Raw genomic sequence first — 18,152 nt, forward strand, 5'->3', positions numbered from 1 at the left:
GGGGCGCTCTGCGCCCCCGCCCCGGGTGATCAACTCGTCGGGTCGACCTCGGGCTGCTCGCCCGAGATGCCGGCCGGCGCGAGGTTCTCGTCGAACAGTGCCTGCCAGACGTCGTTGCCGTCGGTGAACAGCGCGTTGATGTGCTCCTGCAGTGCCGCGTCGCCCTTCTGGAGGCCGACGCCGTAGCGCTCCTCGCTGAACGGCTCGCCCGCGATCTTCAGCGCGTCGGGGTCCTGCGCGACGTAGCCGGCGAGGATCGCCTCGTCGGTCGTGATCGCGTCGACCGCGCCGGCCTTCAGCTGCTCGACGCACTGCGAGTACGTGTCGTACTCGACCGTGTCGCCGGGGTTGTACTCGTCGCGGATGCGCTGCAGCGGCGTCGAACCCGTCACCGAGCAGACGATCTTGCCCTCGAGGTCGTCGGGGCCGTTGATGTCCTCGTTGTCGGCGGCGACGAGCAGGCCCTGGCCGGTGATGAAGTACGGGCCGGCGAAGTCGATCTGCTCCTTGCGCTTGTCGGTGATCGAGTACGTGCCGACGTAGTAGTCGATGTCGCCGTTCACGAGCGCCTGCTCGCGGTTCGCCGACGGGATGGTCTGGTACTCGATCTGGTCTTCGTCGAAGCCGAGCGAGGCCGCGATCCACTGGGCGATGCCGATGTCGAATCCGCTGCGCTCACCGGACGCGGCGTCTTCGTAGCCGAGGCCCGGCTGGTCGTTCTTCACGCCGATGACGACCTTGCCGCGGTCGGTCATGGCGTCGAACGTGGGGCTGCCCTCGAGCTGCACATCGGTGGCCACCTCCCACAGTGCGGTGTCGCCGCCGGCATCGTCCGTCGCACCGTCGGTGCCGGAGTCGCCCGGGCTGCCACTGTTGCACGCACTGAGTGCGAGCGCCGCGACGGCGATGCCCGCCAGCGCACCGGCGATTCGTGTTGTCCTGCGCATCTTTGTCCTCCTGGTGTCGAATCCGGTACGGTCGCCGCGCCGAGCGCGGACGTCTAGTGGGTGATGAGCTTGGAGAGGAAGTCCTTCGCACGGGCGCTCTGCGCATTCGTGAAGAACTCCTCGGGCGTCGACTCCTCGACGATCTGCCCGTCGGCCATGAACACGACGCGGTCGGCCGCCTTGCGCGCGAACCCCATCTCGTGCGTGACAACGACCATGGTCATGCCGTCTTGCGCGAGGCCGACCATGACGTCGAGCACCTCGTTGATCATCTCGGGGTCGAGGGCGCTCGTCGGCTCGTCGAAGAGCATGACCTTCGGATTCATCGCCAGGGCGCGGGCGATCGCCACGCGCTGCTGCTGCCCGCCCGAGAGCTGCGCCGGCAGCTTGTCGGCCTGCTCGCCGACACCGACGCGATCGAGCAGCACCTTCGCCGCCCGCTCGGCATCGGCCTTCGACTGGTGCTTCACCTTGATCGGCCCGAGGGTGACGTTGTCGAGCACGGTCAGGTGTGCGAAGAGGTTGAACGACTGGAACACCATGCCGACGTCGGCGCGCAGCGCCGCGAGCTCCTTGCCCTCCTGCGGCAGTTCGTCGCCGTCGATGCGGATCGACCCGGTCGTGAACGTCTCGAGGCGGTTGATCGTGCGGCAGAGCGTCGACTTGCCCGACCCCGACGGGCCGATCACGACGACGACTTCGCCCCTGTGCACCGTGAGCGACACGTCCTTCAGGGCGTGGAACTGGCCGTAGTGCTTCTCGACGTGGTCGACGACCACGAGCGGCTCACCGCGCCGCGCCGAGATGTTCGACGTCGGCGGGGACTGATCACTCGGTTGCATACCCCCAAAACTAGGGAGACTTCGGCCCTCGCCACTAGAGCATTCGCGGCGCGTTTACCGATTCGTGACCAGACGGGGCCGGCTCGATGATCAGCTGCGCTGCGCGAAAGCGCTCTCGTAGAGGCACACCGAGGCCGCCGTGGCGAGGTTCATCGACTCCGCGTGCCCGTAGATCGGCACGGTGACGATCCGGTCGGCGAGCGCGAGCTGCTCGTCGGGCAGACCCCGCGCCTCGTTGCCGAAGAGCCAGGCGGTCGGCTTCGCGAGGACGCCGTCGTTGCGTGCTGCGAGCAGGTCTTCGCCCTTGACGTCGGCGGCGAGGACTGTGAGCCCGGCCGCGCGCGCGCGTTCGAGCACGTCGTCGAGGTCGGCGCCGATCGCGACCGGGAGGTGGAAGATCGATCCGGTCGACGAGCGCACGACCTTCGGGTTGTAGAGGTCGACGGCACGGCCCGTCATGATCACCGCATCGGCGCCGGCGGCGTCGGCCGCGCGCACGATCGTGCCGGCGTTGCCGGGGTCGCGCACCTCTTCGAGGATCGCGATGAGCTTCGGGGACGCCGCGAACACGTCTTTCACCGCGGTCGGGAACTGCCGGCACACGGCGGCGAATCCCTGCGGGGTGACCGTGTCGGCCATCGACGCGAGCACCTCTTCGGTGACGTACTGGGCGGTGAGCCCGGCGCGGACGGCCGCCTCGGCGATCTCGGGGTACCGATCGAGCGCGGTCGGCGTGGCGAAGAGCTCGACGAGGAGCTCGGGACGGAACTCGAGCGCCTCGGCGACGGCCTGCGGTCCCTCGAGCAGGAACAACCCGCTCTCGGCTCTCGCCGCCTTCTTGGCGAGCTTCGCGACAGCGCGGACGCGTGGCGAGCGGGGGTTCTCGAGCATGGTCCCAGTCTATTCAAGGGGATGCCCCGGCTGCGGCATCCCTCGGACGACGAACGGCCCGGCACCTGGGGTGCCGGGCCGTTCGAGACGGAAGGTCGCGCTTACGCGGCGGTCTTCGGGGCCGAGGTGTCGGCAGGCAGCGCCTTCTTCGCGGTCTCGACGAGCGCCGCGAACGTGGCGGGCTCGTTCACCGCGAGCTCGGCGAGGATGCGACGGTCGACCTCGACGCCGGCCAGGCCGAGGCCCTGGATGAGGCGGTTGTAGGTGAGGCCGTTCTGACGCGAGGCCGCGTTGATCCGCTGGATCCACAGGCGACGGAAGTCGCCCTTCTTCTTGCGACGGTCGTTGTACGAGTAGACGAGGGAGTGGGTGACCTGCTCCTTCGCCTTGCGGTAGAGGCGCGACCGCTGACCGCGGTAGCCCTCGGCGCGCTCGAGGATGACCCGACGCTTCTTGTGCGCATTGACAGCGCGCTTCACTCTTGCCATGACTCTGTTTCTTCCTTAGCGGGTCTCGCGGCTCAGCGGCCGAGAAGCTTCTTGATGACCTTGGTGTCGGGCGCCGAGGCGACCTTGTCCTGGTTCAGACGGCGCGTGCGCACCGAGGACTTGCCCTCGAGGTTGTGGCGCATACCGGCCTGCTGCTTCTTGATCTTGCCGGTGCCGGTGATCTTGAAGCGCTTCTTGGACCCGGAGTGGGTCTTCTGCTTCGGCATCTCGTGTTTCTCCTTGGTTCTGCCGTCACGCGGGTGACGGACGGGGTGTTCGGCCTACGCCTCGGTCGGCTCGGCCGTCTGCGAGTCGGACTCGGCCGGGGCTTCCGCCGCCGGCCGGGCCTTCGCCGCAGCACGCTGTGCATTCGCCTCGGCCTTGGCCTCGGACTTGTTCTTCAGGGGCGCGATGACCATGACCATGTTGCGGCCGTCGATCGTGGGGTTGTGCTCGACCGTGCCGAACTCCGCCACGTCTTCCGCGAAGCGCTGGAGGAGGCGGACACCCATCTCGGGACGCGACTGCTCGCGGCCGCGGAAGAGGATCATCGCCTTGACCTTGTCGCCGGCCTTCAGGAAGCCGACGGCGCGCTTCATCTTGGTCTCGTAGTCGTGCTTGTCGATCTTGAGGCGGAACCGGACCTCTTTGAGGATGGTGTTCGCCTGGTTGCGCCGGGCCTCTTTCGCCTTCTGCGCAGCCTCGTACTTGTACTTGCCGTAGTCCATGATCTTGACGACCGGCGGACGCGAGTTCGGTGCGACCTCGACGAGGTCGAGGTCGGCCTCCTGCGCGAGCCGCAGGGCCACCTCGATCTTCACGACGCCGACCTGCTCTCCGCCAGGACCCACGAGGCGGACCTCGGGAACACGGATACGGTCGTTGGTACGCGGATCGCTGATGCGTGTACTCCTCTACTCAAGCTGTTTCATGCGCCGAAGGAGGAGATTCACGTATTCGCGCGGATTCTCACCGCGGCTCATACGGCACCCTGTCTACTTCCACACGTCGATCTCGCGATCGGCGGCGTGGAAGCGGAGTGCAATCGACCCGGTAACCTTGATGAAGCGGTATGCGCGGGTGGGAGGATCTCCACTTTCGTACCGGGGAGAAGCCCCGGAGCCCGAAGTAGTCTAGCAGAGGATGTCTGTGACCTGGAATTCGCCCGCCGACGCGGGTTTCGACGAGTCCCCCCCCGAGTCCGAGCGGATCGTCGCCGACGATCACGCGGCCGAACGCGTCGCGTACGACGAGACGGTCGCCGGCGAGGTCGAGGGAGCGACGCGCGACATCGCCGAGGTGCCGGCCGTCGAGATCATCACGACCACGGCGGTCCATCTCATGAGCGCGGCGGCCGTCAAGGTCGGCCTCGCCGACGACCCCGACTCGCAGCTCGACCTCGACGAGGCGCGCAAGCTCATCAACGCCCTCGCCGGGCTCATCACGGCGGGCGCCCCCGAGATCAGCGACATGCACGCGCGGTCGCTCCGCGACGGACTGCGCTCGCTGCAGCTCGCCTTCCGCGAGGCGTCGCCCATCCCCGACGCGATCGGGCAAGGTCCCGGCGAGAAGTGGACCGGCCCGGTCAGCTGACGGGCGCCCGAAGCTCGCGCGCGGTCAGCGCTGGCAGCTCGGGCACCAGAAGACGACGCGCTCCTGCGGATCGGTGACCGAATCCGCTCGTGCTCGACCGAGTTCGCCCCGCTCGATCGTCGTGCGGCAGCGCCGGCAGGGCTCGCCGCCACGGCCGTAGACCCAGAGCCGCTGCCCGCGCCGGTCGACGCCGGTGGTCACCCGCGCACGCCGGTCGCGATTCGCGACGATGAGGCGGCGGCCGAGATCGACGACTCCTGCGGGGTCGGTCACCTCGCCGACCGGGCGGTGGGGGCGGACACCCCGCAGGAAGCACAGCTCGTTGACGTACACGTTGCCGAGCCCGGCCAGGTTGCGCTGGTCGAGCAGGGCGACCGCGACCGGCACCTCGGGGTGCTCGCCGAGGCGACGGACGGCCTCAGCCGTGTGCTGAGGCCGCCAGCCGGGGTCGAGCAGGTCGGGGCCGAGGTGGGCGAGCATCGCGGCGTCTTCCGCACGCGGGACGACCTCGACCTCGCCGAGGTCGAATCCGACGACCTCCGCCTCGGTCGTGGCGAGCACGACACGCGCCCGGTGGGCCGGCTTCGTCCACCGCTCCCCCGACGCGAATACGCGCCACTCGCCCTCCATCTTGAGGTGGGTGCGGATGGTGTGCCCGGGCGTGCGGATGAGCAGGTGCTTGCCGCGGCTCACGACCTCGTCGACGCGCTCGCCCGCCAGGTCGACCGTGGCGTAGCGGGGCACCCGGAAGTCGGTTCGGGCGAACTCGTGCCCCGCGAGCACCGGACGCAGCATCGCGGCGACCTGGAAGACGGAGTCACCTTCGGGCATCGAGTCGCAGTCCCCTCGGCGTCTCCCCGAACCCCGCCGCCCGCAGAGCAACCCCGAACGGGGTGCCGAGCACGAACGCGCCGTTCACCGACTCCACCGCGATCCGCCGCACCCGCCCCGCCGTGACGAGGCTCGCGACCGACCCCGCGGCGAGCGCGAGGAGCTCGTCGTCCTCGGTGTAGACGAGCACGGTCTTGCCGCCGCGCTCGACATAGGCGACCAGCTCGCCGTCGGCGACCACGACGATCGCACCGGCCTTTCGCGCAGCCCGATGCGAGCTCTCGCCCGGGGGGTCGGGCCACGGCAGGGCAGCGCCGTAGGCGTTCGCCGGGTCGGTCGCGGCGAGTGCGAGCACCCTGGGCGCGTCGGCGTCGCGCGTGTCGAGGTCGGAATGGCTCCGCAGTCGGTCGACGGCCCCCGGCGCTGCGAACTGGGCGGCGCCGAGGCGCTCGACGAAGTACCCACGGCGGGCGCGACCGGATTCCTCGAAGCCGCTGAGGGTCTTGTAGACGAGCGCGAAGCCGCCGACCACGCCCTCTGCGACGGCGGCGCCGCGCGTGACGACGCCGTAGCGGTCGAGCAGCATCTCACCGAGCGCGTGGGCGCGGCGGGTGGGGTCGGAATCGGCCACCGGCAGGATCGACCATCGACCGGCGACCGACGGCGGGCCGGTGCGACTCGGCATCGTCGCCCGCGGGAGGGACCGGCCCCGCAGCATCCGCGCCCTGGGTACCGGTCGCGATGCCTTGTGCGCGCTGCGCCCGCCGCTCGTGAGCGCCCGCACGGGCGAGAAGGTGTCGTTCGTGACGAGACCCGCCCAGACGAGGCCCCAGAGCGCCTCGACGAGGGCGCCGTCGTCGACGGGGGCCTCTCCGAACTCGGACGGCACGGTGCCGAAGGCGCCGACGGCGTCGGCGAGCTGACGGAAGAAGAACGCGCCGCCCGACCCGAGTGCGACCAGCACCTCGCGCTGGAGCGGCGTGAGGTCGGCGTCGATCGGCGGGGCCAGCGTGAGCGGTGCCGTCTCGGCCGAGTGCAGGGTGATCCAGCCGTCGTCGCCGGCGAGTTCTCCGGCGCCGGCCCACAGCACCTCCCCGCTCGCCATGAGCTCGTCGAGCATGGCGGGGCTGTAGTCGGCGACACGCGACGGCAGGACGAGCGACTCCCAGGCCGAGGCGGGCAGGCGCACCCCCTCGAGCTGTTCGATCGTGCTCGCGACCCCGTCGATGCCCCTCAACCCGCCGCCGACCTGCTGCCATGCCGGCACGAACCGCGCGAGGGCGCGCTGGGGCACCGGCTCGATCTCGTGCCGGAGGGCCGCGAGCGAGCGCCGACGGAGCCGCCGCAGCACCTCGGCGTCGCACCACTCGGTCGACGTGCCGTGGGGGCGGAACTCGCCCTCGACGACCCTCCGTTCGTCGGCCAGTCGGCGTAGCGCGGCCCGTGCCACCGCCACCCCGATTCCGAACCGGTCGGCGACCTCGTCGACGGCGAACGGTCCGTGGGTGCGGGCGTACCGGCTGATGAGGTCGCCCATCGGGTCGGCCACGTGCTCGCCGAACGCGACGGCCACGCCCGGTGGCACCGGAACGCCGAGGGCGTCGCGGAGGCGGCCCACGTCTTCGACGGCGGCGAGGTGCTCGCGACCGGCGAACCCGACGCGCACGGCTCGCCGCGCCGCGACGAGCTCGGCCACGGCCGACGCCGGGTCGGTCGACTCATCGACTCGCACGGCGATCTCGTCGTCGGTGAGCGGGCCGAGCGCCATCAACAGGTCGGCGACGCCCTCCGTGCCCCGAGCACGGCGCTCGGGATCGAGGCGTTGGAGCTCGCGCTCAGTCCGCTCGATGACGCCGGGGTCGAGGAGCTCGCGCAGCTCGACCCGGCCGAGCAGCTCGCCGAGCAGCGACTGGTCGATCGCGAGGGCCGCGGCGCGGCGCTCGGCGAGCGGCGAGTCGCCCTCGTACATGAACGCGCCGACGTAGCCGAACAGCAGCGCGCTCGCGAACGGGCTCGGCGACTCGGTCGTGGTCTCGACGAGGCGCACCCGGCGCGCGGCGAGGTCGGCGGCGATCTCGACGAGGCCCGGCACGTCGTAGACGTCTTGCAGCACTTCGCGCACCGTCTCGAGGATGATCGGGAAGGTCGGGAACGCGCTCGCGACCTCGAGCAGCTGCGCCGCCTTCTGCCGCTGCTGCCAGAGCGGTGACCGGCGCCCGGGCTGGTAGTGAGGCAGCAGCAGGGCGCGCGCCGCGCACTCGCGGAATCGACTCGCGAACAGCGCCGAACCGCCGACCTCGTCGGTGACGAGCTGCTCGAGCTCGGCCGCCTCGAAGCGGAAGAGGTCGGCGCCGGGCGGCTCGTCGCCCGTGTCGGGGATGCGCACGATGATGCCGTCGTCGGCCGCGACCGCGGCGCCGTCGACCCCGTGCCGCTCGCGCACCCGCGCCGCGACGGCGAGCGCCCACGGCGCGTGCACGGGCATGCCGAACGGCGAGTGCAGGATGACGCGCCAGTCGCCCAGCTCGTCGCGGGTGCGCTCGACCACGAGGGTGCGATCGCTCGGCACCGCCCCCGTGGCGCGCGCCTGGTCGGCGAGGAAGGCGATGAGGTTCGTGGTGGCGTTGTGGTCGAGCCCGGAGGCCGCGATGCGCGAGCGAGCCTCGGGCTCGGTCGCCGTCGACACCTCGCGCATGAACGCTCCGAGCGCGCGGCCGAGCTCGACGGGCCGCCCGAGCCCGTCGCCCTTCCAGAAGGGGACGCGGCCCGGCTGGCCGAAGGCCGGCACGACGTTGACGCGGTCGAATGTGATCTCCTGGATGCGCCAGCTCGTCGCGCCCAGCGCGAAGACGTCGCCGACGCGCGACTCGTAGACCATCTCCTCGTCGAGCTCGCCGACGCGGCGGCCGGTGGTCTCGTCGCCGCCGACGAGGAAGACGCCGAACATGCCCCGGTCGGGGATGGTGCCGCCGCTCGTGACGGCGAGCCGCTGCGCCCCGGGGCGCCCGGTCACGACGCCGGCCTCGCGGTCCCAGACGACGCGCGGCCGGAGCTCGCCGAAGCGGTCCGACGGATATCGGCCCGCGAGGAGGTCGAGCGTCGCCTCGTAGGCCGAGCGCGGCAGCGTCGCGAACGGGGCCGCGCGGCGCACGGTCGCGAACCAGCCCTCGACGTCGAGTTCGTCGACGGCTGCGGCCGCGATCGTCTGCTGGGCGAGGATGTCGAGCGGGTTCGCCGGCACCCGCATGGTCTCGATGAGCCCACCGAGCATGCGTTCGGCCGCGACCGCCGTGTGCACGAGGTCGGCTCGGTGCTTGGGGAACATGACGCCGCGCGACACCTCGCCGACCTGGTGCCCCGCGCGCCCCAGCCGCTGGAGCCCGCTCGCGACGGAGGGCGGCGCCTCGACCTGCACGACGAGGTCGACCGCGCCCATGTCGATGCCGAGCTCGAGGCTCGAGGTCGCCACGACGCAGCGCAGCCGCCCCGACTTCAGGTCGTCTTCGATGTCGGCGCGCTGCTCTTTGCTGACCGAGCCATGATGGGCGCGGGCGATGACGGCCGGCGCACCGACGGTCTGGCCCGACTGCGCCATGAGTGCCGCGGGGGGCCCGGCCGCGGCCGCCGCGGTGACGAGCTCGGCGCGTTCGAGCTCGTCGAGGTGCAGTTCGTTCAGGCGGGCGGTGAGCCGCTCGGCCAACCGCCTCGAGTTCGCGAAGACGATCGAGGAGCGGTGCTCGAGCACGCGATCGAGGATCGCCTGTTCGACGTGCGGCCAGATCGAGCCCGTCGCATCGTCGTTCGCGGGCAGCTGCGCCATGTCTTCGACGGGCACGACCACGCGCAGGTCGAATCGCTTGTCGGCCGGCGGCGCGACGACCTCGACCGGTGCGCTCGCGCAGAGGAACCGGGCCACCTCTTCGACGGGCCGCACGGTCGCCGAGAGCCCGATGCGCTGGGCCGGACGCTCGAGCAGCGCGTCGAGGCGCTCGAGCGACAGTGCGAGGTGCGCACCGCGCTTCGTGCCGGCGACCGCGTGGATCTCGTCGACGATGACGGTCTCGATCGAGCGCAACGTCTCACGCGCCTGCGAGGTCAGCATGAGGAAGAGCGACTCGGGCGTCGTGATGAGGATGTCGGGCGGCGTGCGCAGCAGCGCCCGACGCTCGTTCGCGGGCGTGTCGCCCGAGCGCACCCCGACGCTCACGCTCGGCGGCGTGGCGCCGAGGCGCTCGGCGACGCGGGCGATGCCGGTGAGCGGCGCGCGGAGGTTGCGCTCGACGTCGACGCCGAGCGCCTTGAGCGGCGACAGGTAGAGCACCCGGGTACCGGGCTCGGCGGCGGGCTCGGTCGTGAGCCGGTCGATCGCCGAGAGGAACGCCGACAGGGTCTTGCCCGATCCGGTGGGAGCGACGACGAGCGCGTGGGCGCCGCTCCCGATCGCCCGCCAGGCGCCCTGCTGCACCGCGGTGGGCGCGCGGAACGCCTCGGCGAACCACGTGCGCGTCGCCTCCGAGAAGGCCGCAAGCGCATCGGTCATGGCTCCATTCAATCCGATGCCGCCGACAACCGTTCTCAGCGCGGGTCTGCGGCGAGGGCGCGGGCGACGGCGGCGACCGTGCGGTCGGCCTCGGTGGCGTCGGTCGCCCAGTTGCTCACCGAGAACCGCACGACCGCGCGATCGCGCCACCGCGACGTCATCGCGAGCACCTCACCCTCCTCCCAGAGCCGGGACGAGAGCGCCTCCGTCGCCGCATCGTCGGCGAGTGCGAGGCACACCTGGGTGAAGACGACGTCGTTCAGCACCTCCACGCCTGGCAGGCGAGCGACGCCGACGGCGATCCGCTTCGCGGAGTCGACGAGCCGTTCGACGAGCTCGGAGACGCCCTCGCGCCCGAGGGCGCGCAGCACCGCCCACGTCGGAACGCCGCGAGCACGCCGCGAAAGCTCGGGCACCCGCTCGTGCGGGTCGGCGACGGCGTCGCTCGCCTGCAGGTAGCTCGCATGCATGCTCAGCGCCCGCTGCATCGCGTGCTCGTCGCGCACGATCGCGATGCCGCAGTCGTACGGCACGCTGAGCGTCTTGTGCGCATCGGTCGACCACGAGTCGGCCGCCTCGTACCCCGCGACGAGGTGCCGCAGGCGCGGGCTGGCTCCCGCCCACAGCCCGAAGGCGCCGTCGACGTGCACCCAGGCGCCGGCCTCGTGCGCGACCCCGATCGCCCGGGCGAAGTCGTCGAACGATCCGGAATGGATGTTGCCCGCCTGGAGGACGACGATCGCCGGATCGGGATCGGCGGCGAGCACCGCTCCGAGCGCGCCGACGTCGATGCGCCCCTCGTCGTCCGCGGCGGCGACGACCGGTGCCCCGAGGCCGAGGTAGCGCCCGGCGAGGTCGACCGTACCGTGCCGTTCGGCGCCCACGACGAAGCGCACGCGCGGCGCTCCGAAGACGCCGTCCTGCGCCGCATCCCAGCCGGCCCTCCGCAGGAGTTCGTCGCGACCGGTCGCGAGCCCGACGAAATGCGCCATCGTGGCCCCGGTGGTGAAGCCGACCGCCGACCCGGCGGGCAGGCCGAGCAGATCGACGATCCACTCCCCTGCGAGCTCCTCGACCGCGGCGACGCCGGGCGTCGCGAACCGCAGCCCGGTGTTCTGGTCCCACGCCGAGACGAGCCAGTCGGCGGCGAGGGCGACCGGTTGCACCCCGCCCATCACCCAGCCGAAGAAGCGCGGCGAGCCGATGCCGAGCAGTCCCGGTTCGACGCCGTCGGCCAACCGCTCGACCACCTGTGCTGCCGGTTCACCGCGGCTCGGCAGCGCCCGACCCAGCAGTTCCTTCGCCGCATCGGCATCGATCTCGGGCGGGATCGGACGTTCGGCGACGCCGTCGAGCCAGCGTCTCGCCCGGTCGGACGCGATCTCCAGCGGTCGGTCGTATTCGGGTCGCCGCGCTCCGGCGGCCGACGGTCGCTCGGCCATGTTCCACCTGACTTCCGCGCACACGTGCGCGTTCCAGATGATGCTCCGCGATGCTCACGCGGTCAATGCCCAGTTCGGGCGGGCTCGCGCGCACGGCTGAGGCGGCACTGCCTGCTTCCGCACGCTCAGGCGTCGCGACGACCGCCGACGAGTCGCACGGCGAGCGAGTCGACCCCTGTCGCGATCGCGTCGTCCTCCGCCCAGCGCCGCGCGAGCCGAGCGGTCGTGGCATCGAGCTCCTCACGGGTGAGTCCGTCGACGAGCCGCAGCGTCACGACGAGCTCGGGCCCGGCGAGCCGCGCGAGCGGGTCGCCCGCGGCGAGGTCCACGCCGAGCACGGCGAGCTCGCTGCCGATCGAGCGCTCGAACGCCCGGCGCACGGCCTCGTCGTCGAAGGGCGGCGTCCACGGCTTCTGCTGGGCGACCGCCCACACGGCGGGTCGGCGCAGCACGAACTCGCCCGGCGATGCCGGGTCGAGCACGACGAGCTCGGTGCCGTCGTCGGCCGCGGCGAGCGCCACCCGGACGCCGTCGGCGGGCACAGGACGGGCGACCGGGTTCCAGGCGCGCATCGTGTCCACCGACGAGAACACCGGCAGCACGCGACGCCCGTCGGGCCCGTCGACCGTCACGATCGAGAGTTCCTGGCTCTTGTCGACGGCGTGGCCGTGCGCGCCGGTCTCCGCTCCCCCGTCGCCGAGCTCGGCGAGCAGCGGGATCAGCAGCCTCGAGGCGCCGAACGCGGCGACGACACCGGCCTGTGAGCCGTCTCCGTCGTGGAATGCACGCAGCGCGGCACCGAGGGCCGCCGGGGTCGAGCCGTCGTCGCCCGCGTGCGGGTTCTCGTCGAACGCCCGGCCCGCCCACGGTACCCCCGCAGAATCCGCGAGATGCGCGGGAAGCGGCCGCGCGGTGCCGCCGGGCGTCGTGCCCGAGGCATCCTCGTCGTCCGCAGCGTTGCCGAGATCAGCGGTCATGCGCGCCGGCTCAGTTGCTCGCGACGTCGAGGGCCTCGGCGAGCGTGAAGGCGCCGGCGTACAGGGCCTTGCCGACGATCGCGCCCTCGAGGCCGAGCGGCACGAGCTCGCGCAGCGTGGCGAGGTCGTCGAGGCTCGAGATGCCGCCGGAGGCGACGACGGGGCGGTGCGTGCGGTCCATCACCTGGCGCAGGAGCTCGACGTTCGGGCCCTGCAGCGTGCCGTCCTTCGTGACGTCGGTCACGACGTAGCGCGCGGCACCCGCCTCTTCGAGCCGGTCCATGACCTGCCACAGGTCGCCGCCGTCCTTCGTCCAGCCGCGGGCGGCGAGCGTCGTCCCGCGCACGTCGAGGCCGACGGCGATGGCCTCGCCGTACTGGGCGATGACCGAGGCGGCCCACTCGGGGTTCTCGAGGGCTGCGGTGCCGAGGTTGATGCGCTTGGCGCCGATCTCGAGAGCGTGCTCGAGCGACTCGTCGTCGCGGATCCCGCCCGACAGCTCGACGTTCACGCCGCGCACCTGGCGGATGACCTTCTTCAGGATGCCGCCGTTCGACCCGCGGCCGAACGCCGCGTCGAGGTCGACGAGGTGGATCCACTCGGCGCCCTGGTCGGCCCAGTCCACGGCCGCGTCGACCGGGTCGCCGTAGCTCGTCTCGGTGCCGGCCTCGCCCTTCGTCAGGCGGACGGCCTTGCCGCCCGCGACGTCGACGGCCGGCAGCAGCACGAGGCCGGGGGTCTTGTTGAACTCACTCATCACTACTGTCCTCGATCGCGATACGCCGTCGGCCGTGTTTCACCCGGCGCAGTGACGGCCGGCACAGTCACAGGATCATAGTCGCCCGCGCCGCGCGCGACGTGTCGCATGACGGTCGGATGACTCAGGCGAGTGCGCCGAGCCAGTTCGAGAGCAGCCGGATGCCCGCGTCCGACGACTTCTCTGGGTGGAACTGCGTCGCCGACAGCGGACCGTTCTCGACCGCGGCGAGGAAGCGCCCGCCGTGCTCGGCCCAGGTCAGCTTCGGCTGCGGGAACGGCGGCATCACGTCGAGGTGCCACGACTGCGCCGCGAACGAATGCACGAAGTAGAAGCGCTCGTCTTCGATGCCGTCGAACAGCACCGAGCCCGCGTCGGGCACGACGGTGTTCCAGCCCATGTGCGGCAGCACCTCGGCCGGAAGCTCGGTGACGGCCCCGGGCCACTCTCCGAGCCCCTCGGTGTCGACGCCGCGTTCGACGCCGTGCTCGAAGAGCACCTGCATGCCGACGCAGATGCCGAGCACGTGCCGGCCACCGGCGAGGCGCCGGTCGATGATCTCGTCGCCGCGCACCGCGCGGAGCTGGTCCATGACGGCCTTGAACGCGCCCACGCCGGGCACGACGAGGCCGTCGGCCTCCATCGCCGCTGCACGTGAGGCCGTGACCTCGACCTCCGCGCCAGCGCGTTCGAGCGCCTTCGCGGCCGAGTGCACGTTGCCCGACCCGTAGTCGAGCACCACGACGCGCCGGTTGCGGCTCACAGCGCACCCTTGGTCGACGGGATGCCGCTGACGAGCGGGTCGAGCGCCTTCGCCTGCCGGAATGCGCGCGCGAAGGCCTTGAACTCGGCCTCGGCGATGTGGTGCGGGTCGCGCCCGCCGAGCACCGTGACGTGCACGGTGAGCCCGGCGTTGAAGGCGATCGCCTCGAAGACGTGCCGCACCATCGAGCCCGTGAAGTGACCGCCGATGAGGTGGAACTCGAAGCCCTCCGGCTCACCGGTGTGCACGAGGAACGGCCGCCCCGAGATGTCGACGACCGCCTGCGCGAGCGCCTCGTCGAGCGGCACGAGCGCGTCGCCGTAGCGCGAGATGCCGCGCTTGTCGCCGAGCGCCTCGCGGATCGCCTGCCCCAGCACGATGCCGGTGTCTTCGACGGTGTGATGCACGTCGATGTGAAGGTCTCCCGACGCGCGCACGGTGAGGTCGGTGAGCGAGTGCTTCGCGAACGCGGTGAGCAGGTGGTCGTAGAACGGCACGCCGGTCTCGATGTCGCTCGAGCCCGAGCCGTCGAGGTCGATCGACAGGTCGATGCTCGATTCGCTCGTCTCGCGCTGCACGCGCGCGGTGCGCGATCGGGGCTGGGCGGTCATGACTCGATCCTATTCTCGGTGGTGCCACCGGCCGCGCCGCTCGTCGCGACGGCCGCCGGCGCGAACACGGCGACCGCCTCGAGGAAGGCGGTGGTCTCGGCCTCGGTGCCCGCAGTCACGCGCAGGTGCCCGGGGATGCCGAGCTCCCTGATGAGGATGCCTCGCGCGAGCAGCCCCTCGAACACGGCGTGCGGGTCGTCGACCCCGCCGAACAGCACGAAGTTCGATCCGCTGCGGTGCGGGGCGAAGCCGAGTCGCGCGAGCTCGGTCGTGATTCGCTCGCGCTGGCGGCGGATGTCGTCGACCATCGCCAGCATCTCGTCGGCATGGGCGAGCGCGCCGAGCGCGGCGGCCTGGGTGAGCGCGGAGAGGTGGTACGGCAGGCGCACGAGCCGCAGGGCATCGATCGTGGCGGGGTCGCCGGCGAGGTAGCCGACGCGGGCGCCCGCGAACGCGAACGCCTTGCTCATCGTGCGGGAGACCACGAGCCGCGGCCGCCCCTCGAGCAGCGTGAGCGCACTCGGGGCACCGGGGTCGGCGAACTCGAAGTACGCCTCGTCGACGACGACGATGCCCCGTGCCGCGTCGGCGACGGCACGCACCGTGTCGAGCGACAGCGGCGTGCCCGTGGGATTGTTCGGTGCGCAGAGGAAGACGAGGTCGGGGTCGTGCTCGCGAACGGCGGCGACCGCCGTCTCGGCACTGAGCTCGAAGTCGTCGTCGCGGTCGGCGGCGATCCAGCGGGTGCCCGTGCCCGAGGCGAGCAGCGCGTACATGGAGTACGTCGGCGCGAATCCGAGCACCGAGCGGCCGGGCCCGCCGAACGCCTGCAGCACCTGCTGCAGCACCTCGTTCGAGCCGTTGGCGGCCCAGATCTGCTCGGGTGCGAGCCCGTGGCCGAGGTAGCCGGCGAGCGCCTCTCGCAGCTCGGTGAACTCGCGATCGGGGTATCGGTTCAACCGGAGGATCGCGGCGGCGACTCGGGCGACGATGTCGTGCGCCACGTCCTCGGGGATGGCATGCGTGTTCTCGTTGACGTTGAGGGCGACGGGCACCGCCTTCTGCGGCGCACCGTACGGGTCGCGACCACGGAGGTCGTCGCGGATGGGGAGGTCGTCGAGACTCGTCACCGAACCAGCCTAGCCACGCGACCCGTGACGCCCCGGCGTGCGACCTCGTATGACCGCCTACTCCGAAGCGGGGACCGCGAGGCGCTGGCCCGGCTCGATCGTCGCACCGTCGAGCCCGTTGAGCCGGACGATCTCGGCGATCGTGTCGCGCGGGTCGGCCGACGGGTCGATCGCCTCGGCGATCTCCCAGAGCGAGCCCCCGGCACCCACCGTGACGTACTGCAGCGAATCGCCCCCGGCCAGGTCGGCGGCCGCACCGCCGGCGTTCAGCACGGCTGCGAGCGCCCAGAGGACGATCGGCAGTGCGGCGAGGGTCGTGAAGACAGCGCGCCCGCGACGGGTCAGCCGGAGGCGGGTGCGCGGTGCAGCCTCCGCACCGCCGTCGACACGGCCTGCGCGGGGCACCGGAACACCGGAACGGTACTCGTTCGTCACGATCGCTGCGCTCATGTCACCCTCCTGCGTGGGATCGCATCCGGCCCTCGGCCGGGAGGGCCGGATGCGAATCTCTGTTCCGAATATATCTTCGAACATCTTCGACTGCAAGCATCGGACTGCGGGTTTCTCGGGGAGCGATCTCGCGACACACTCGAACGAATGTTTGCCGCTCCCGCCGCATGTGGATACAGTTTCGAATGTCTGGGAACAGTCGATCAGACACCACCGACATCCGATCGCGAAGGCGGTCGCAACGAGGGGCGGAACCGTGAAGAGCGACAACGACGTGCGCGAGACCGGCAGGGCACGCCGCCGCAAGAGCCTGAGCGCGAAGCAGATCGCGATCCTCGAGGTCGTGCAGCGTTCGGTGGCGACACGCGGCTACCCGCCGAGCATGCGCGAGATCGGTGACGCCGTCGGCCTCGCATCGCTGTCGAGCGTCACGCACCAGCTCAACCAGCTCGAACTCGCCGGCTACCTGCGGCGCGATCCGAACCGCCCCCGCGCGCTCGAGGTGCTCATCGAGCTGCCGGGCCTCGACGAGCGACCTCCGTCGGCGGGCGATCCCGCGCCGGTCGGCGACGCGGCGATGGTCCCCCTCGTCGGCCGCATCGCGGCCGGCGTGCCGATCACGGCCGAGCAGCAGATCGACGAGGTGTTCCCGCTCCCCCGCCAGCTCGTCGGCAAGGGCGAGCTCTTCATCCTCAAGGTCGTCGGCGACTCGATGATCGACGCGGCCATCTGCGACGGCGACTGGGTGGTCGTGCGCTCGCAGCGCACCGCCGAGAACGGCGAGATCGTGGCCGCCATGCTCGACGGCGAGGCGACCGTCAAGGTGTTCCGCCAGCGCGACGGCCACACCTGGCTGCTGCCGCGCAACACCGCGTTCGAGCCGATCCTCGGCGACCAGGCCGAGGTCCTCGGCAAGGTCGTCGCCGTGCTGCGCGCGGTCTGAGCCCGCGGCCGCGCCGGCGGCGCGCGATCTGAGCCCGCGGCCGCGCCGGCGGCGCGCGATCGGCGAGGCCGGGGACGTCGGGTGACGTGCGCCCGGAGGACGCTATGCGCTCGTCGCGCCTGCGGCGATCGCGCCCGCAGGCTGCGCCACCGAACGGAGCCAGCCGATCACCGCGTCCATGAACCCAGCATGATCGTCGCGGAAGACCGTGTGACCCGTGCCCGGCACCGTCGCGACGGTCATGCCCCGTCGGCGCAGGTCGGCCGCGACGCGCTCGGTGATGAGCAGGCTCTTCTCGGCGAGCAGCACGAGCGTCGGGGCGACGAGTCGGGCCGGCGGCACCAGCGGCCTGGTGTCGGCGAAGCCCAGCACGGTCCGCTTGTCCCAGTCGCGGAGGGTCGCCAGTTCGATGTCGACGTCGACCGCGCTCCACTTCGGGTTCATCCGCACGAGCGCGCCGCGCCGCGGCCTCGGGGCGATCGCGAAGAAGGCCTTGTACGCCAGGCCGCGCAGACCCGTCGGAAAGGCGAACGCGGGATCGACGTAGATCGCCGCCCGCGGCGCGAGCCGGTCGGCGACGAGGCTCGCGACGAGGCCGCCGAGCGAGTGCCCGAGCACGACGTCGGGGGGCCCGTCGAGCATGGGCTCGACCGTCTCGACCACGTCGTCGGCCCATGCGGCGGGCGAGTACCGACGCGCCCGCGGGCTGCGCCCGTGTCCGGCGAGGTCCACCGCGAGCACCCGGAAGCCCTGCGCCTCGAGTTCGTGCGTGACACGGTGCCATGCGCGCGAGTCCGACATGATGCCGTGGATGAGGATGGCCGTGCGGGCGCCCGCGCCCGTCTCGTGAACCGCGAGTCGCATGCGATGACGGTACGCCGCCCGCCTGTGCATCGCCCCGGCGAACGATGCGAAGGCGCCGAGCATCGGGCGGATGCCGCTCCATG

Annotated in this window: 18 protein-coding genes; 2 read left to right on the forward strand and 16 right to left on the reverse strand. The window is 71.7% G+C overall.

What is annotated here, in order from left to right; translation table 11 throughout:
* Positions 1-29: 29 nt before the first annotated feature.
* The 6 genes from ACWGPE_RS14780 to infC all read right to left on the reverse strand — a co-directional run bounded on the left by ACWGPE_RS14780 (position 30) and on the right by infC (position 4,070).
* Positions 30-947 carry a glutamate ABC transporter substrate-binding protein gene (locus ACWGPE_RS14780; RefSeq protein WP_452048986.1) on the reverse strand — a complete coding sequence of 306 codons (918 nt, stop codon included), beginning with the start codon at positions 945-947 and terminating at the stop codon, positions 30-32.
* Between the two features lie 53 nt (positions 948-1,000).
* Positions 1,001-1,789, reverse strand: coding sequence for an amino acid ABC transporter ATP-binding protein (locus tag ACWGPE_RS14785; protein ID WP_231431285.1), 789 nt, complete (start codon positions 1,787-1,789; stop codon positions 1,001-1,003).
* A 90-nt stretch (positions 1,790-1,879) separates the two neighbouring features.
* Positions 1,880-2,680, reverse strand: a complete 801-nt coding sequence (locus ACWGPE_RS14790) for a TrmH family RNA methyltransferase (protein WP_231431286.1) — start codon at positions 2,678-2,680, stop codon at positions 1,880-1,882.
* Between the two features lie 101 nt (positions 2,681-2,781).
* Positions 2,782-3,168 (reverse strand): 50S ribosomal protein L20, encoded by a 387-nt coding sequence (gene rplT / locus ACWGPE_RS14795; RefSeq protein WP_231431287.1) that lies wholly within the window; start codon positions 3,166-3,168, stop codon positions 2,782-2,784.
* A 32-nt stretch (positions 3,169-3,200) separates the two neighbouring features.
* Entirely contained in the window at positions 3,201-3,395 is a 195-nt protein-coding gene (gene rpmI, locus ACWGPE_RS14800) for a 50S ribosomal protein L35 (RefSeq protein WP_231431288.1), read from the reverse strand.
* 54 nt (positions 3,396-3,449) lie between these two features.
* Positions 3,450-4,070, reverse strand: a complete 621-nt coding sequence (gene infC, locus ACWGPE_RS14805) for a translation initiation factor IF-3 (protein WP_231432349.1) — start codon at positions 4,068-4,070, stop codon at positions 3,450-3,452.
* A 307-nt stretch (positions 4,071-4,377) separates the two neighbouring features.
* Between infC and ACWGPE_RS14810 the strand changes: the two genes are divergently transcribed.
* Positions 4,378-4,761: a DUF1844 domain-containing protein gene (locus tag ACWGPE_RS14810; RefSeq protein ID WP_374201166.1), complete on the forward strand. Its 384-nt coding sequence runs from the start codon at positions 4,378-4,380 to the stop codon at positions 4,759-4,761.
* 24 nt (positions 4,762-4,785) lie between these two features.
* Here the strand turns inward: ACWGPE_RS14810 and ACWGPE_RS14815 are convergent, their stop codons facing one another.
* The 9 genes from ACWGPE_RS14815 to ACWGPE_RS14855 form a co-directional block, all read right to left on the reverse strand.
* Entirely contained in the window at positions 4,786-5,592 is an 807-nt protein-coding gene (locus tag ACWGPE_RS14815) for a DNA-formamidopyrimidine glycosylase family protein (protein ID WP_275506764.1), read from the reverse strand.
* On the reverse strand, positions 5,579-10,132 hold the full coding sequence (locus tag ACWGPE_RS14820) for an ATP-dependent helicase (RefSeq protein ID WP_452048987.1): 4,554 nt from the start codon (positions 10,130-10,132) through the stop codon (positions 5,579-5,581). The genes ACWGPE_RS14815 and ACWGPE_RS14820 overlap by 14 nt, the downstream gene beginning before the upstream one ends.
* Before the next feature lie 35 nt (positions 10,133-10,167).
* Complete coding sequence (locus ACWGPE_RS14825) at positions 10,168-11,574, reverse strand: pyridoxal phosphate-dependent decarboxylase family protein (RefSeq protein ID WP_231431292.1); 1,407 nt, start codon at positions 11,572-11,574, stop codon at positions 10,168-10,170.
* A gap of 125 nt (positions 11,575-11,699) precedes the next feature.
* A complete protein-coding gene (locus ACWGPE_RS14830; RefSeq protein ID WP_231431293.1) occupies positions 11,700-12,551 on the reverse strand; it encodes an SseB family protein in 852 nt (283 codons plus the stop codon).
* 10 nt (positions 12,552-12,561) lie between these two features.
* A complete protein-coding gene (gene priA / locus ACWGPE_RS14835; protein WP_231431294.1) occupies positions 12,562-13,308 on the reverse strand; it encodes a bifunctional 1-(5-phosphoribosyl)-5-((5-phosphoribosylamino)methylideneamino)imidazole-4-carboxamide isomerase/phosphoribosylanthranilate isomerase PriA in 747 nt (248 codons plus the stop codon).
* 124 nt (positions 13,309-13,432) lie between these two features.
* Positions 13,433-14,071, reverse strand: a complete 639-nt coding sequence (gene hisH, locus ACWGPE_RS14840) for an imidazole glycerol phosphate synthase subunit HisH (RefSeq protein WP_231431295.1) — start codon at positions 14,069-14,071, stop codon at positions 13,433-13,435.
* Positions 14,068-14,682 carry an imidazoleglycerol-phosphate dehydratase HisB gene (gene hisB / locus ACWGPE_RS14845; RefSeq protein ID WP_231431296.1) on the reverse strand — a complete coding sequence of 205 codons (615 nt, stop codon included), beginning with the start codon at positions 14,680-14,682 and terminating at the stop codon, positions 14,068-14,070. The genes hisH and hisB overlap by 4 nt, the downstream gene beginning before the upstream one ends.
* Positions 14,679-15,812, reverse strand: a complete 1,134-nt coding sequence (locus tag ACWGPE_RS14850) for a histidinol-phosphate transaminase (RefSeq protein WP_231431297.1) — start codon at positions 15,810-15,812, stop codon at positions 14,679-14,681. Before ACWGPE_RS14850 ends, hisB begins: the two co-directional genes overlap by 4 nt.
* Positions 15,813-15,869: 57 nt before the next feature.
* On the reverse strand, positions 15,870-16,262 hold the full coding sequence (locus tag ACWGPE_RS14855) for a LysM peptidoglycan-binding domain-containing protein (RefSeq protein ID WP_231431298.1): 393 nt from the start codon (positions 16,260-16,262) through the stop codon (positions 15,870-15,872).
* A gap of 256 nt (positions 16,263-16,518) precedes the next feature.
* Between ACWGPE_RS14855 and lexA the strand changes: the two genes are divergently transcribed.
* Positions 16,519-17,205 carry a transcriptional repressor LexA gene (gene lexA / locus ACWGPE_RS14860; protein WP_420831081.1) on the forward strand — a complete coding sequence of 229 codons (687 nt, stop codon included), beginning with the start codon at positions 16,519-16,521 and terminating at the stop codon, positions 17,203-17,205.
* Positions 17,206-17,307: 102 nt separating this feature from the next.
* Here the strand turns inward: lexA and ACWGPE_RS14865 are convergent.
* A partial coding sequence (locus ACWGPE_RS14865; RefSeq protein WP_452048988.1) for an alpha/beta fold hydrolase occupies positions 17,308-18,152 on the reverse strand: 845 nt, incomplete at its 5' end.

Source organism: Agromyces sp. NPDC055658, assembly GCF_053618155.1.

Excerpts from the sequence above, each read along its gene's own strand:
- ACWGPE_RS14780 (WP_452048986.1), bottom strand. The coding sequence starts at position 947 with ATGCGCAGGACAACACGAATCGCCGGTGCGCTGGCGGGCATCGCCGTC.
- ACWGPE_RS14785 (WP_231431285.1), bottom strand. The coding sequence starts at position 1,789 with ATGCAACCGAGTGATCAGTCCCCGCCGACGTCGAACATCTCGGCGCGG.
- ACWGPE_RS14790 (WP_231431286.1), bottom strand. The coding sequence starts at position 2,680 with ATGCTCGAGAACCCCCGCTCGCCACGCGTCCGCGCTGTCGCGAAGCTC.
- rplT (WP_231431287.1), bottom strand. The coding sequence starts at position 3,168 with ATGGCAAGAGTGAAGCGCGCTGTCAATGCGCACAAGAAGCGTCGGGTC.
- rpmI (WP_231431288.1), bottom strand. The coding sequence starts at position 3,395 with ATGCCGAAGCAGAAGACCCACTCCGGGTCCAAGAAGCGCTTCAAGATC.
- ACWGPE_RS14815 (WP_275506764.1), bottom strand. The coding sequence starts at position 5,592 with ATGCCCGAAGGTGACTCCGTCTTCCAGGTCGCCGCGATGCTGCGTCCG.
- ACWGPE_RS14820 (WP_452048987.1), bottom strand. The coding sequence starts at position 10,132 with ATGACCGATGCGCTTGCGGCCTTCTCGGAGGCGACGCGCACGTGGTTC.
- ACWGPE_RS14825 (WP_231431292.1), bottom strand. The coding sequence starts at position 11,574 with ATGGCCGAGCGACCGTCGGCCGCCGGAGCGCGGCGACCCGAATACGAC.
- ACWGPE_RS14830 (WP_231431293.1), bottom strand. The coding sequence starts at position 12,551 with ATGACCGCTGATCTCGGCAACGCTGCGGACGACGAGGATGCCTCGGGC.
- priA (WP_231431294.1), bottom strand. The coding sequence starts at position 13,308 with ATGAGTGAGTTCAACAAGACCCCCGGCCTCGTGCTGCTGCCGGCCGTC.
- hisB (WP_231431296.1), bottom strand. The coding sequence starts at position 14,682 with ATGACCGCCCAGCCCCGATCGCGCACCGCGCGCGTGCAGCGCGAGACG.
- ACWGPE_RS14855 (WP_231431298.1), bottom strand. The coding sequence starts at position 16,262 with ATGAGCGCAGCGATCGTGACGAACGAGTACCGTTCCGGTGTTCCGGTG.